Annotated in this window: 13 protein-coding genes; 10 read left to right on the top strand and 3 right to left on the bottom strand. The window is 71.7% G+C overall.

Translation table 11 applies throughout. The features are described from left to right. The first annotated feature begins 73 nt into the window (after positions 1-73). From HLK59_RS32705 to nudC, 3 genes are all read left to right on the top strand, one after another. Entirely contained in the window at positions 74-3628 is a 3555-nt protein-coding gene (locus HLK59_RS32705; RefSeq protein ID WP_171145195.1) for an ATP-dependent DNA helicase, read from the top strand. A gap of 10 nt (positions 3629-3638) precedes the next feature. Next, entirely contained in the window at positions 3639-5051 is a 1413-nt protein-coding gene (locus tag HLK59_RS32700) for a dipeptidase (RefSeq protein WP_171145194.1), read from the top strand. Between the two features lie 154 nt (positions 5052-5205). Further along, entirely contained in the window at positions 5206-6147 is a 942-nt protein-coding gene (gene nudC, locus HLK59_RS32695) for an NAD(+) diphosphatase (protein ID WP_171145193.1), read from the top strand. Positions 6148-6209: 62 nt separating this feature from the next. Here nudC and HLK59_RS32690 read toward each other — a convergent pair whose 3' ends face one another. Continuing rightward, entirely contained in the window at positions 6210-6452 is a 243-nt protein-coding gene (locus HLK59_RS32690) for a mycoredoxin (RefSeq protein WP_171145192.1), read from the bottom strand. A 183-nt stretch (positions 6453-6635) separates the two neighbouring features. Between HLK59_RS32690 and HLK59_RS32685 the strand changes: the two genes are divergently transcribed. From HLK59_RS32685 to HLK59_RS32665, 5 genes are all read left to right on the top strand, one after another. Then, positions 6636-8843, top strand: a complete 2208-nt coding sequence (locus HLK59_RS32685) for an ATP-dependent DNA helicase UvrD2 (RefSeq protein ID WP_171145191.1) — start codon at positions 6636-6638, stop codon at positions 8841-8843. A gap of 198 nt (positions 8844-9041) precedes the next feature. Further along, positions 9042-9326: a hypothetical protein gene (locus HLK59_RS32680; RefSeq protein ID WP_171145204.1), complete on the top strand. Its 285-nt coding sequence runs from the start codon at positions 9042-9044 to the stop codon at positions 9324-9326. 158 nt (positions 9327-9484) lie between these two features. Continuing rightward, a complete protein-coding gene (locus HLK59_RS32675; protein WP_171145190.1) occupies positions 9485-9853 on the top strand; it encodes a WhiB family transcriptional regulator in 369 nt (122 codons plus the stop codon). After that, positions 9850-10176 carry a hypothetical protein gene (locus HLK59_RS32670; protein WP_171145189.1) on the top strand — a complete coding sequence of 109 codons (327 nt, stop codon included), beginning with the start codon at positions 9850-9852 and terminating at the stop codon, positions 10174-10176. The genes HLK59_RS32675 and HLK59_RS32670 overlap by 4 nt, the downstream gene beginning before the upstream one ends. A gap of 133 nt (positions 10177-10309) precedes the next feature. Next, positions 10310-10519, top strand: coding sequence for a hypothetical protein (locus HLK59_RS32665; protein ID WP_171145188.1), 210 nt, complete (start codon positions 10310-10312; stop codon positions 10517-10519). 21 nt (positions 10520-10540) lie between these two features. Here HLK59_RS32665 and HLK59_RS32660 read toward each other — a convergent pair whose 3' ends face one another. Both HLK59_RS32660 and HLK59_RS32655 read right to left on the bottom strand, forming a co-directional pair. Next, positions 10541-11902, bottom strand: a complete 1362-nt coding sequence (locus HLK59_RS32660; RefSeq protein WP_171145187.1) for an AarF/ABC1/UbiB kinase family protein — start codon at positions 11900-11902, stop codon at positions 10541-10543. Further along, complete coding sequence (locus HLK59_RS32655) at positions 11895-13100, bottom strand: ThiF family adenylyltransferase (RefSeq protein WP_171145203.1); 1206 nt, start codon at positions 13098-13100, stop codon at positions 11895-11897. The genes HLK59_RS32660 and HLK59_RS32655 overlap by 8 nt, the downstream gene beginning before the upstream one ends. Positions 13101-13371: 271 nt before the next feature. On the opposite strand from HLK59_RS32655, the gene HLK59_RS32650 reads away from it, so the two are divergent. Together HLK59_RS32650 and HLK59_RS32645 are read left to right on the top strand one after the other, a co-directional pair. Next, the gene (locus HLK59_RS32650; protein WP_171145186.1) at positions 13372-13968 is read left to right on the top strand and encodes a M48 family metallopeptidase; all 597 of its coding nucleotides are present in this window, start codon (positions 13372-13374) and stop codon (positions 13966-13968) included. A gap of 116 nt (positions 13969-14084) precedes the next feature. After that, positions 14085-14770: TerD family protein (locus tag HLK59_RS32645; protein WP_171145185.1), on the top strand; the 686-nt coding region annotated here is incomplete at its 3' end.

The raw sequence follows: 14770 nt of genomic DNA, 5'->3' as shown, positions 1-14770 counted from the left end.
TTCTTCCGGCCCGGGAAGGCGCTGGAGGGCGATTCGTCCTCGACTGTCAGTGGGCGCCGCTAGCCTCTCCGTCATGGCCGCCCGCATCACCGATCCCGATCAGCTCAAGGAGCTCCTCGGCATCCCGTTCACCCCGGAGCAGACGGCCTGCATCATCGCGCCGCCCGCACCGCAGGTGATCGTGGCCGGCGCCGGGTCGGGCAAGACGACGGTGATGGCGGCCCGTGTGGTCTGGCTGGTCGGCACCGGCCAGGTCGCCCCCGAGCAGGTGCTCGGCCTCACCTTCACCAACAAGGCCGCCGGTGAACTCGCCGAGCGCGTCCGCAAGGCACTCGTCAAGGCGGGCGTCACCGACCCCGACGTCATCGACCCGGACAACCCGCCCGGCGAGCCCGTGATCTCCACGTACCACGCCTTCGCGGGCCGCCTGCTGACCGACCACGGTCTGCGCATCGGCCTGGAGCCGACCTCCCGGCTCCTCGCCGACGCCACCCGCTACCAGCTCGCCGCGCGCGTGCTGCGCGAAGCCCCGGGCCCCTACCCGGCGCTGACCCGCTCCTTCCCGGACCTGGTCGGCGACCTCCTCACCCTCGACGCCGAGCTCGCCGAACACCTCGTACGGCCGGAAGCGCTGCGCGCGTACGACGCCGAGCTGCTGCTCTCCCTGGAGAGCGCCAAGCTCAGCAATGACGCGCTGAGGCAGGTCCCCAAGGCGGCTGCCGCCCGCCGTGAGCTCGCCGACCTGGTCGTGCGTTACCGCGCCGCCAAGCGCGAGCGCGATCTCCTCGACTTCGGCGACCAGATCGCCCTGTCCGCCGAACTCGCGCAGGTCGCCGAGGTGGGACGGGTCCTGCGTGACGAGTTCCGCGTGGTGCTGCTCGACGAGTACCAGGACACGTCCGTCGCCCAGCGCATCCTGCTGGCGGGCCTCTTCGGCGCCGGCACCGGCCACCCGGTGACCGCGGTCGGCGACCCCTGCCAGGCCATCTACGGCTGGCGCGGCGCCTCCGTCGCCAACCTCGACGACTTCCCGGAGCACTTCGCCCACGCCGACGGCCACTTGGCCGTCCGCCAGTCGCTCAGCGAGAACCGCCGCAGCGGCGGCCGACTCCTCGACCTCGCCAACGGCCTCGCCGAACCCCTGCGCGCCATGCACGCGGGCGTGGAGGCACTCCGCCCGGCCCCCGGCGCCGAACGCGACGGCGTGGTGCGCTGCGCCCTGCTGCGCACCCACGCCGAGGAGATCGACTGGATCGCCGGCTCGATCGCACATCTGGTGAACACGGGCAAGGCGCCCGGCGAGATCGCCGTGCTGTGCCGTACGGCGACCGACTTCGCCGAGATCCAGGGAGCGTTGGTCGCCCGGGACATCCCCGTCGAGGTGGTAGGCCTCTCCGGCCTGCTGCACCTGCCCGAGGTCGCCGACCTGGTCGCCGTCTGCGAGGTCCTCCAGGACCCCGGGGCCAACGCCTCCCTGGTCCGTCTGCTGACCGGCCCCCGTTGGCGCATCGGGCCGCGCGACCTCGCGCTCCTGGGGCGCCGCGCCCGGCGTCTCGTGTCCCACGCGCGCGTGGACGGCGACGACGACCCGGACCGTCGGCTCGCCGAGGCTGTCGAGGGGGTCGACCCGTCCGAGGTGATATCGCTCGCGGACGCCCTGGACACCTTCGTGGAGACACCGTTCGACGGCGACCGGGACGACGACGGGCTGCCCTTCTCGCCGGACGCACGCGTACGGTTCGCGCGCCTGGCCACCGAACTGCGCGATCTGCGCCGCTCGCTCGCCGACCCGCTCATGGACGTCCTGCACCGCGTCCTCGCCGTCACCGGCCTGGAGGTGGAACTGTCGGCGTCCCCGCACGCCCTGGCCGCCCGCCGCCGCGAGACCCTGTCCAACTTCCTGGACATCGCCGCCTCGTTCGCCGCCGGGGACGGCGAAGCCACCCTGCTGGCCTTCCTCGGCTTCCTGCGCACCGCCGCCCAGTACGAGAAGGGCCTCGACAACGCCCTGCCCGGCGGAGAGAACACGGTCAAGGTGCTCACCGCGCACAAGTCCAAGGGCCTGGAGTGGGACGTCGTCGCCGTACCCGGGCTCGTCACCGGCACCTTCCCCAGCACCCAGGGCCGCGAGAAGTGGACCGCCCAGGGCAAGGTGCTGCCGCACGACCTGCGCGGCGACGCCGACACCCTGCCCGATGTGGAGGCGTGGGACTCCCGTGGTCTGAAGGCCTTCCAGGAGGCCATGAAGGAGCACCAGCACACCGAGGAGCTCCGCCTCGGCTACGTCACCTTCACCCGTCCCCGCTCCCTCCTCCTCGGCTCCGGCCACTGGTGGGGGCCCGCCCAGAAGAAGCCCCGAGGCCCGTCCGACTTCCTCCAGGCCCTCTACGAGCACTGCGAGGCAGGCCACGGCGAGATCGAGGCATGGGCGGACGAGCCCGCCGAGGGCGAGGAGAACCCGGCCCTCCACGCGGCCACCGTCGACCAGGTCTGGCCCCTGCCCCTCGACGACACGGCCCTGACCCGCCGCCGCACCGCCGCCGAGACGGTCCTGGCCCACCTGGAGCGCCTCGCCGCCCACACGGACGGGCGCCCCGCCGCCGAGCACGACCCGGAGACGTACAGCGACCCGGACTGGCCGCCACCGGAGGACGACGAGCCTCCCTACGACGAAGAGGCCTTCCCCGAAGACTCCGGCGGCTCCGGTGACTCCGGCGACCCAGCCGACTGGGACACCTGGACGACGGACCGTCCGACCGTCCCGCACCAGGCGACGGCACCGGACACGGCCGGGACCACGCACGCGCGTGCCCACCCGACGGAACCAGATCCGGATGCCGAGCCCGCCCGTCGGCGCCTCACCCCGGAGGAGGCCCGCACCCTCGCCTCCTGGGACCGCGACCTCGACGCCCTCACCGGCGAGCTCCTCCGCGCGCGGGAGGCCGTCACCGACGTACCCCTGCCCGCGTCGCTCACCGCGTCCCAGCTGCTGCGCCTGGCAGCCGACCCGGACGGTTTCGCGCAGGAACTCGCGCGCCCCATGCCGCGCCCCCCGCAACCCGCCGCACGCCGAGGCATCCGGTTCCACGCATGGGTGGAGGCTCGCTTCGAGGCGCTGACGCTGCCCATGCTGGAGCTGGAGGAGCTGCCCGGCGGCGAGGCCGAGATCGCCGACGAACGCGACCTGGAAGCCCTCAAGGACGCCTTCGAGAGCACCGAGTACGCCCACCGCACGCCCCACCGGGTGGAGGCCCCCTTCCAGCTGGCCATCGCCGGTCGCGTCGTACGGGGCCGCATCGACGCGGTCTACAAGGAGGGCGACGGCGAGACGGCGACGTACGAGATCGTCGACTGGAAGACCAACCGCGACCGCACCGCCGACCCGCTTCAGCTCGCCCTGTACCGGCTCGCCTGGGCCGAGCAGCAGGGGGTGCCCCTGGAGTCGGTCACGGCCGCGTTCCTGTACGTCCGCAGCGGTGAGATCGACCGGCCGGACGGCCTCGCGGACCGCAGGGCGCTGGAGCGGCTGCTGCTGGAGGACCCATCCGACCCATCCGGACCTTCCGACCCTTCCGCGCAAGCAAACTGTGAGGAACCGCCCACCGAGGATGTCGGTGCGGGCCGATAGGCTCGTGACCATGAGCCACCCCGTTGACAGTGCCGTCAGCGCCGTCCGTACGTACATCGAGCAGCACCGCACCGCCTTCCTCGGCGACCTCGCCGAGTGGCTGCGCATCCCCTCCGTGTCGGCCCAGCCCGACCACGCGCCCGACGTACGCCGCAGCGCCGACTGGCTCGCCGCCAGACTCCAGGAGACCGGCTTCCCGACCACCGAGGTCTGGGAGACGCCCGGCGCCCCCGCCGTCTTCGCGCAGTGGCCCTCCGACGTCCCCGGCGCGCCCACGGTCCTCGTCTACGGACACCACGACGTACAGCCCGCGGCCCTGGAGGACGGCTGGGACAGTGAGCCCTTCGAGCCCGTCGTCCGCGAGAACCGGCTCTACGCGCGCGGGGCGGCCGACGACAAGGGCCAGGTGTTCTTCCACACACTCGGCGTCCGCGCCCACCTCGCCGCGACCGGCCGCAGCACGCCCGCGGTGAACCTCAAGCTGCTGATCGAGGGCGAGGAGGAGTCCGGCTCGCCGCACTTCCGTGCCCTCGTCGAGGACCGCGCGGAGCGGCTCGCCGCCGACGCCGTGATCGTCTCCGACACCGGCATGTGGGCCGAGGACACCCCGACCGTCTGCACCGGCATGCGCGGCCTCGCCGAGTGCGAGATCCGCCTCCACGGACCCGACCAGGACATCCACTCCGGTTCCTTCGGCGGCGCCGTGCCCAACCCGGCGACCGCCGCCGCCCGCCTGGTCGCCGCCCTGCACGACGAGCACGCACGCGTGGCCGTCCCCGGCTTCTACGACGGCATCGTCGAACTGACCGACCACGAGCGCGAACTCTTCGCCGAGCTGCCCTTCGACGAGCAGCAGTGGCTGCGCACGGCCAAGTCCCACGCAACCCTGGGCGAGGCCGGGCACACCACCCTGGAGCGCATCTGGGCCCGCCCCACCGCCGAGGTCAACGGCATCGGCGGCGGCTACCAGGGCCCCGGCAGCAAGACGATCATCCCGTCCTCCGCGATGGTGAAGCTGTCCTTCCGCCTCGTCGCCGGACAGGACCCGGAGCACATCGAGAAGGCCGTCCGCGCGTGGGCGGCCGAGCAGGTTCCCGCCGGGATCCGCTGCGAGATCACGTTCGGCGCGGCCACCCGCCCGTGTCTGACCCCGCTGGACCACCCGGCCCTGCAATCCGTCGTCCGCGCCATGGGCCGTGCCTTCGACAAGCCCGTCCGTTTCACCCGCGAGGGTGGCTCCGGGCCGGCCGCCGACCTCCAGGAAGTCCTCGGCGCCCCCGTGCTCTTCCTCGGCATCTCCGTCCCCTCCGACGGCTGGCACGCGCCGAACGAGAAGGTCGAGCTCGACCTTCTCCTCAAGGGCGTCGAGACCACCGCGTACCTGTGGGGAGACCTCGCTGAGCACTGGCGGCACGCGCCCTGATCATCTGAGGCGTCCGGATCGGCATGGAGCGCGGGGCAGACTGGAAGAGCTGTCCCGTACCGCCGAACACCGGACGCGGTCGCCTCCCGCCGTACGTCCCGCCGCACCGCCCGCCGAAACACCATCCGTTCCACCGGGGGAGTTGGAAGTACCCGTGACCACCTGGACCGACCACACCGCCGATCGACCCATCTCGCTCACCGCCCCCAGCGGCATCGACCGGGCTGCCCACCACCGGCTCGACGAGGCCTGGCTCGCGGCGGCGTGGAGCCACCCCACGACCCGCTGCTTCGTGGTGTCCGGCGGTCAGGTCCTCATCGACGAGACGGCCGACGGCCGTACCGAACTCCTCATGACGCCCGCCTTCGAGGCCCCGCTCACCGAGGCGCACCGCTACTTCCTCGGCAACGACGAGGACGGCGTCAGCTACTTCGCGCTCCAGAAGGACGCCCTGCCCGGCCGCATCGACCAGTCCGCGCGCCCGGCGGGTCTGCGCGAGGCGGGCCTGCTGCTGTCGCCGCGCGAGGCGGGCCTGATGGTGCACGCGGTCGGTCTGGAGAACTGGCAGCGCACCCACCGCTTCTGCTCCCGCTGCGGCGAGCGCACGGTCATCGCGGCGGCCGGCCACATCCGCCGCTGCCAGGCCTGCGGCGCCGAGCACTACCCGCGCACCGACCCCGCCGTGATCATGGCCGTCACCGACGAGGACGACCGGATCCTGCTGGGCCGCCAGGTCCACTGGCCCGAGGGCCGCTTCTCGACGCTCGCCGGCTTCGTCGAGCCCGGCGAGTCCATCGAGCAGGCCGTGCGCCGCGAGGTCTTCGAGGAGGCCGGCATCACCGTCGGTCAGGTCGAGTATATCGCCAGCCAGCCCTGGCCGTTCCCGTCCAGCCTCATGCTCGGCTTCCTGGCCCGCGCCACCTCCACCGAGATCAACGTCGACGGCGACGAGATCGGCGAGGCCCGCTGGTTCTCCCGCGACGAACTGGGCGCCGCCTTCGACTCCGGCGAGGTCCTGCCGCCCTACGGCATCTCGATCGCGGCCCGTCTGATCGAGCTCTGGTACGGAAAGCCGCTGCCGACGCGCAGCGTCTGACCACGCAAAGACGCGGTGGGGCCGCTCCCGATCGGGAGCGGCCCCACCGCGTCTCGCGCGCCTTACGCGGCGACCTTCTGCTTCACCTGGGCCAGCGACGGGTTCGTCAGCGTCGAACCGTCGGCGAACAGCACGGTCGGGACCGTCTGGTTTCCGCCATTCGCCTTCTCGACGAACGCCGCGGACGCCGGGTCCTGCTCGATGTTGATCTCGGTGTACGCGATGCCCTCGCGGTCCAGCTGCTTCTTCAGCCGCTGGCAGTAACCGCACCACGTGGTGCTGTACATCGTCACAGTGCCCTGCATGTCTCGCGCGCTCCTCTGGTGGCTCGGGGACGGGGTGGTCCATCGGTGGAACGTATGCGACCCGGGTGCCATTCCCGACCGCGTGTGCCCTGCCGGGTGACGCCTGCCGCATTAGTACGACTGCGAGCCCCCGCCTGTGGACAACCGGCACAGCCGTCCCCGCCGACCTGGCAGCATGGCGGTGTGACAGCAGCAACGCACTCCACCCTCTTCCCGCAGGTCCCGGACTCGGCCGACGCGGTGCTCGAAGGGCTCGATCCCGAGCAGCGCGAGGTGGCCACCGCCCTGCACGGTCCGGTGTGCGTGCTGGCGGGCGCGGGTACGGGCAAGACACGGGCGATCACCCACCGCATCGCCTACGGGGTGCGGGCCGGCATCCTCCAGCCCTCCAGCGTGCTCGCCGTCACCTTCACCAACCGCGCCGCCGGTGAGATGCGCGGCCGGCTCCGCCAGCTCGGTGCCACCGGGGTCCAGGCCCGGACCTTCCACTCGGCCGCCCTGCGTCAGCTCCAGTACTTCTGGCCGAAAGCGGTCGGCGGTTCCATGCCCCGGCTGGCCGACCGCAAGATCCAGCTCGTCGTCGACGCGGCCGCCGCCTGCCGTATCCGCCTCGACCGGGGCGAGCTGCGGGACGTCACCGCCGAGATCGAGTGGTCCAAGGTCACCCAGACCGTCCCCGGCGACTACGCCCTCGCGGCCGCGAAGGCGGGCCGGGACGTCCCCCGCAATCCCGCCGAGATCGCCCAGCTCTACGCCGCCTACGAGGACCTCAAGCGCGAGCGTGGCGTCATCGACTTCGAGGACGTCCTGCTGCTGACGGTGGCCGTCCTCCAGGACCGGCACGACATCGCCGACCAGGTCCGGGCCCAGTACCAGCACTTCGTCGTCGACGAGTACCAGGACGTCAGCCCCCTCCAGCAGCGCCTGCTGGAACTGTGGCTCGGCGACCGGGACGACCTCTGCGTGGTCGGCGACGCCAGCCAGACGATCTACTCGTTCACAGGAGCAACTCCCGACCACCTGCTCGACTTCCGCATCCGTCACCCCGGTGCCACCGTCGTCAAGCTGGTCCGCGACTACCGCTCCACCCCCCAGGTCGTCCATCTCGCCAACGGCCTGCTCGCCCAGGCCGGCGGCCGCGCCGCCGATCACCGCCTGGAACTGGTCTCGCAGCGCGCTCCCGGCCCCGAGCCCGTCTACACCGGACACACCGACGAGCCCGCCGAGGCCGAGGGCGCCGCCCGCCGCATCCGCGAGCTGATGGCCGCGGGCGTCCCGGCCGCCGAGATCGCTGTCCTGTTCCGCACCAACGCCCAGTCCGAGACGTACGAGCAGGCACTCGCCGACGCGGGCGTCCCCTACCAGCTGCGCGGCGCCGAACGGTTCTTCGACCGCCCTGAGGTGCGCAAGGCCGGCGTCGCCCTGCGCGCCGCCTCCCGCTTCGGCGGCAACGACGCCCTCCTGGACGACGCCCCCGACCTGCCCTCCCAGGTGCGTGCCGTGCTCTCCGGAGAGGGCTGGACCTCCGAGCCCCCGGCAGGATCCGGTGCGGTCAGAGAGCGCTGGGAGTCGCTGGCCGCCCTGGTGAACCTGGCGCAGGACTTCGCCGCCGCCAGATCCGGCGCCACCCTCGCCGACCTCGTCGCGGAACTGGACGAGCGGGCGGGCGCCCAGCACGCCCCGACCGTCCAGGGCGTCACCCTCGCCTCCCTGCACTCGGCCAAGGGCCTGGAGTGGGACGTCGTCTTCCTGGTCGGGGTCGCCGAGGGCATGATGCCGATCACCTACGCAAAGACCGACGAGCAGATCGAGGAGGAGCGCCGTCTCCTCTACGTCGGGGTCACCCGCGCCCGAGAGCACCTCCATGTCTCCTGGGCGCTGTCCCGCTCGCCCGGCGGACGCCCCAACCGCCGCCCCAGCCGCTTCCTCGACGGGCTGCGCCCCGGCTCGACCGGCGCCGCCGCGCGCGCCGCCACCGGTGGCTCCAGCGGCTCCGGCGGCGTGGAGCGCGGCTTCACGAGCGGTCCGGCCGGTGTCGTGCGGCGGCGGACCCAGCGCACCCCGGCCCGCTGCCGGGTCTGCGGCCGCACCCTCACCGACGCCGGCGAGATGAAGCTGATGCGGTGCGAGGACTGTCCCTCCGACATGGACGAGGGCCTGTACGAGCGGTTGCGCGAGTGGCGGGCGGAGCAGGCGCTGCGCAGCGGACAGCCCGCGTTCTGCGTCTTCACCGACAAGACACTGATGGCGATCGCGGAGGCCGTTCCCGACGACGAGGGCGAGCTGGCACGGATCCCCGGGGTCGGGGTCCGCAAGTTCAACCGTTTCGGAGCCGATGTGCTGGCGATCTGCGCAGGCCAGGAGCCCGAGGCGGATGAAGCTGGGAACTGATCCGAACTCGTCGAAAAAATAGTTTGCGCATGCCCCAGCGATCCCCATAGGTTCTTAGCCACGGGGACGGAGGCCTTCTCGAAGGCCCCGATTCCGTGCTCTACTTACATACCCGTAGGACCGGTTCATCCCGGTCCCCCGAGACGCCGAGAGGAGGCGAGTCCAGTGACCAGCATCAACGCCAGCTTCACCGCGAAAATGACCGATCGCTCGGTCGTCGCCTCCCTGTGCATGCTCGCTGTCTCGAACCAGGGCACCGGTCTGTCCGGCATTCGTGTCGCCGGTCCGGCAGCCTCCGTGTCTCGCGCCGGTCTTCCCGTTCGTGAGCGCAATGAGCGACCGACGAAGGCACTGGAAGCAGTAGAGGGTCAGGCGCATGCCTATGCCTTTACGGCAGCCGGTGCCGGAAGCCGGAAGCAGACGACGCAGCACCACCTGATGTGGGCCTTCCGTGGGCCAGAACCCTGGAGTGATCCAGCCTGATTGATCAGGCCGGCGCCTTCAGGGCCGCGGAACCCCATCCGGGATCCGCGGCCCTTCTGTTTGTCCAAGAACTTGGACAGCGGAGCGAAGGGGCCTCGGGACAAGAAGCCGACTACCGGTCCAACAGGGCCGGACCGACCAGACGAGGAAGACGAACCGTGCAACTCGAAGCGCACGCCCCGTCCGTACCGCCTTCCGAAACGATCCCCCCGCCCGGCCTCACGGAGGACTCCACCTTGATCCCCCTCACCGCGCTCACCGCGCTCGACGACGCCATCGAGAGCCTCGGCGTACCCGTCCCCTGCCGTTCGTACGACCCGGAGGTCTTCTTCGCCGAGTCGCCGGCCGACGTCGAGTACGCCAAGTCCCTCTGCCGCACCTGCCCGCTGATGGAGGCCTGCCTCGCCGGCGCCAAGGAGCGGCGTGAGCCTTGGGGCGTCTGGGGTGGCGAGCTGTTCGTCCAGGGTGTCGTCGTCGCCCGGAAGCGGCCGCGTGGTCGCCCGCGCAAGAACCCGGTCACGGCATGAACACCATCGCAGGAACGATCGACCGCCCCCTCACGCACGACCCCAAGAAGCAGGCCCCGATGAAGCCGTCCACCACCGAGCCCGCGGGCTCCGCGATTCCAGACTTCACCACCGTCGGCGCGACCGACTTGCGTCAGAACAGGACCCGAGAGATGCAACTCCAACCAGAAGCCCTGGCTCGTGCGCATATGCACGAGCGACTGCACCAGGCGCAGCAGGAACGTCGGGCCGTGAGCCTGGCGGCCGCGCGCCGTATGCAGCGCCGGGCCGAGCGCGCCTCGATGCGCGCCCGCCGTGCGCTGGCCATCGCGGTCATGCAGTAGGCGACACCATCTGAAGCAGTGGCCTCCCGGACATCGGGAGGCGAAAGCTCCCCGCGGGGGCCGGTCCGAACGGACCGGCCCCCGCGGTGCGTTGTGCCCGGCGATCCACCGGCAGCGGCGTTATCGTCGCAGCGTGACGAGTCCTTCCGGAGGCAGTGACGACGGCGGTTCCGCCCCCGAGCCCCAGACCCTCGTGTGCGCTCGCTGCGGCGCCACCGCCGACGCCCCCCGGCCCACCTGGACCTGCTCCGTGGAGCATGGCGTCCGCCAGTACCTCTGCGACACCTGCTCCAGGGAGAACCTCAGGGCGATCGAGGGTCGCTTGGACTCGGCTTGGTGGTAGCGCGGGTTGTCCCGCTCGGGCTCATGCCTCCGCCGCGGACTCCTCCGGTTCCTCCAGGACGAACCCCGGCAGCCACTCCTCCAGCTCCTCCCGCAGCCGTACCGTCGCGCCCAGTTGGCACAGAACACCGATCGTGCTCAGGGTCACGCGGTGTATGAGGAGGTACGCCGGGGGCAGGTTGAGCTGCTTGCCCAGCTGGTAGGCGGGGGAGCGGATGTCGGCGATGCGGGCCGCCTGGCTGCGCATCCAGCCGCGGGTGAACGTGAACTCGTCGAGCAGGGCCGGTTCGATGATCGGCCGGAGGTAGTCGAGGACAGCGTCGGGGTCCAGCTCTATGGACTCCTTGACGAAGCCCTCCAGACACAGCAGCTCGTAGACGGCCTCCGCCTCGCCGTCCAGGGTCATGCGCAGGGAGTCGCCGATGGGGGTGGGCAGGCCCCCCGGGAGGCGGTCGACCGTGCCGAAGTCCAGGACGCCCAGGCGCCAGTCGTCCTCGCCGTCGGGGCCGCCGGGCAGGAGGCGGAAGTTGCCGGGGTGCGGGTCGGCGTGGAGCAGGCCGGTGCGGGCCGGGCCGGAGAAGAGGAAGCGGGCCAGCAGCTGGCCGGCGCGGTCGCGCTGCTCCCGGGTGCCGTCCGCGATGACCTCCGACAGGGGGACGCCGTCCATCCACTCGGTGATCAGGATCTGGTCGCACTGGTGGACCACCGCCGGCACCACGACGTCCGGGTCGTCCGCGAACTCGTCGGCGTGGACCTGCTGGGCCTGGGCCTCCAGGCCGTAGTCCAGTTCCTCCGAGACCCGGTCCCTCAGTTCCGCGATGAGCGGCTTGATGTCCATGCCGGGGATCAGCGGACCCAACAACCGGGCGAAACGACTCAATTGGTTCAGGTCGGACAGAAGGGCATCGCCGGCCCCGGGGTACTGCACCTTGACCGCCACCTCGCGGCCGTCGTGCCACACGGCGTGGTGCACCTGGCCGATCGACGCCGCGGCGGAGGGCTTGTCCTCGAACTCCAGGAACAGCTCCTGCCAGTCCTCCCCGAGCCGTTCCTCCAGCACCCGGTGAACGGTGCGCGTCGGCATCGGAGGAGCCGCCTCCTGGAGCTTCGTCAGCGCGGCCCGATAGGGCCCGGCGACCTCCTCGGGCAGCGCCGACTCGAAGACGGACAGGGCCTGGCCGAACTTCATCGCACCGCCCTTGAGCTCGCCGAGCACCTTGAACAGCTGCTCCGCCGTGCGCTGTTGCAGCTCACGGCCGACGATCTCCGCGGACTCCCCGACGATTCTCTTGCCGAGCCCCCAGGTCGCCCGGCCGGCGAAGCCGAGCGGGAGCGCGGCGAGCTTGGCGGTACGGGTGACCGCCTTGCGGGGAAGATCAGACATGCGCCCTCCAGGTCCCAGCCGGCCGTGCGGCATCCGCCTTACGGCGCAACTCCTTCGACGGCCCTTGCTCCGCCATTGTCTCGTGCGACTCCCCGCCCTTGGAGGTGTGTTCCTCCTTACCTTTCTCCGCCGCTCCGCACCGGCATGCGGGATGCGCCCAGACCGGCCGAGCATGCCAGTTCAGAGCCGGCAGGGAGACCTCCCAGCGGGCACCGGCGCTCGACGGGGTCCGGCCGTCGAGGAAGGAGAGGGCGTGCGCGGCCGCCAGACCCGCCACCGTCGTGGCCAGCGTCAGGTCGCACGGGCGCACCTGGCGCGACCGTCCCAGCCCCGACCGCCACTGCGCGACCAGCCGTGGCCACACCGGGTCCCGGTCGGCGCGCCCCTCGTGCAGACAGCCCGCGCAACTCGTCACCCCGGGCAGCACGAGAGGGCCGACGACACCGGTCGCCTCCACGACACCGGCGTACAGATGAGGCGTACCGGAGTCGACGAGGGCGTCGGCAGGTGGCGGGGCGTGCACGGCGACGTCGTCCCTCGGCGCGAGGATCACCAGTGAGAACCCGGGCTCACCGCCCCCGGAGGGCGACCGGCGCGGCGCGCGATCCGGTGCCGCGCGGCGTACCGCGCGCCGGGCCGCCTCGTCCCTGCGCTCGCCGATCGCCTCGGCGGGCAGCCCGCCCGGCGCGACGTCCCACGGCTCGACCTCGCCGACGTCACGTACGTCGACCTCACCGATCCCGGCACCCGCCAGCAGCGAGGCCAGCAGCACGCCCACCCGTCCCGCGCCCCTGACCTGCACACGCAGCGAGCGACGGGCGGTCAGGAGCTCGATCCCCTCGCCCGGTTCGGACGTCGTCAGGGACAGTGAGGCCAGATCGGGGCGCAGCCGGTCCAGGACCCGCTTCTTCCTTCGCAGAGCGTCACCGGCCTGGCCGCCGCCCCGCGCGTCGTCGAGCAGTCCGGCCCGTGCCAGCCGCTCCAGCAGCCGGTCGACATGACCCTCGGGCAGCTCCATGCGCCGCCCCTCCTCGCGCAGCAGCCCCGGACCGCGGGTGCCGTTGAGCAGGTCGAGGAAACTGCCCGTGGCCGTGTCCATCGGACCCAGCGTCATCGCGTGCGTGGGAGTCATCCCGAACTGCACGGTGTTCAGATCGCGCCAGCCGCGCCGCAGCGCGGGCTTCACCAGCGGAACCAGCGGGATCGCCGTAACCGGTGGATCTTGTGAAGACTGCATGACAGGCCCCCGTAGCCCTCGTGGAACATCCCCGTCCGCCGCCCGGAGACCCCTCGGCGCTCGGCCGGGGCTCCGTCGGCGAATGCCAGCATGCCCGGATCGGTGACGGGCTGCCGAAAGTTGTCCACAGGCGGTGGGTATTCGTCGTACAAATCAAACGCATGGTGGGGGATCCGGACCGAACCGTCCCGGAGTCGGGACTTCCACCACTCACAGCGGGTAACGTCGGGGCGTGTCCGCCGACCCACTGAACCGCGCCGGAACACCACAGCGACGCACGTCGAGCCAGCCCCCCAGCGGCTCGGGAGCGAGCGCGATCGAGGTGCGCAGGAGCGCCCGACGACGCCGGACGGTCTCCGCGTACCGCGAGGGCGACCGCACCATCGTGCTGATCCCTGCCCGGATGTCCGAGGCGGAGGAGCAACGCTGGGTGAGCGTCATGCTCGACAAGCTGGCCGCCCAGGAGAGCAAGCGGGTACTCGGCGACGCCGAACTGGCCGAGCGCGCCGAGCGGCTCTCGGCCCAGTACTTCGAGGGACGCGCCCGGCCCGCCTCGGTGCGCTGGGTCACCAACCAGAACACCCGCTGGGGCTCGTGCACCCCCTCCGAGAGCAGCATCCGCCTCTCGCACCGGCTGCAGGGCATGCCCGAATACGTCGTCGACTACGTCCTCGTCCATGAGCTCGCGCATCTGCTCGTGCCCGGACACGGGCCCCGCTTCTGGCGCCTCCTGGAGGCGTATCCGCGCACCGAGCGGGCCCGGGGCTACCTCGAAGGCGTGGTCGCGGCCGACCGCTTGCCCCATTTGCCCGACGCGCGCGGAGAGTGACCGACGTCCCCGGCCGGGGATTGTGTACCGGGTCTGTACCGACTTCGTCCACTGTCCGAGTTTGCCGTTAGCCTGGCGCGACGCACTCGCACTTGGATGGGGGACGGTCGTTACGCATGGCCAGGGAATTCCAACGCGGCCACAAGGCCAAGGTCAGTGATCTCACGGCGGGCACGGATCTGTACGTAGGTGTGCAGATCACCGGCCCCGGACTGAGCTTCGACATCAGCTGCTTCGGTCTCGACGCCAACGAACAGCTCTCGGACGACCGGTACTTCGTCTTCTTCAACCAGCCGAAGTCCCCGGAGGAGTCCATCCAGCTCCTGGGCGCCCAGGCGGGCGACTCGGAGTCCTTCCGGGTCACCCTCGACCGGATCCCGGCGCAGATCCAGAAGCTGTCCTTCACCGCGACGATCGACGGCGCCGGACAGATGTCGCAGGTCGCCCCCGGATACATCCGGATCGTGGCCGGCGGCGAGGAAGTCGTCCGCTACTCCTTCAACGGCTCGGAATTCTCCACCGAGCGGGCCGTGATGCTGGGCGACTTCTACCTCAAGGACGTCTGGCGGTTCGCCGCGGTCGGACAGGGCTTCGACGGCGGCCTCGACGCGCTGCTGAAGAACTTCGGCGGCGAGGTCGCCGAGGAGGAGGCCCCCGCGGCCCCGCCGCAGCCGCAGGCAGGCGCCACCCCGGGCTTCGCCCCGCCGGCCCAGGCCACCGCGCCGCCCGCGTTCGGTGCCCCGGCGCCCGTGGCTCCGGCGACACCGGCGGCCTGGGGTGTGCCCTGCGGTACGCCCTGGGG

The organism is Streptomyces sp. S3(2020) (genome assembly GCF_013044505.1).
Taxonomy (GTDB): Bacteria; Actinomycetota; Actinomycetes; order Streptomycetales; family Streptomycetaceae; genus Streptomyces.
The sequence above is the reverse complement of the archived record's forward strand: the minus strand, read 5'-3'. Positions and strand labels throughout refer to the sequence as shown.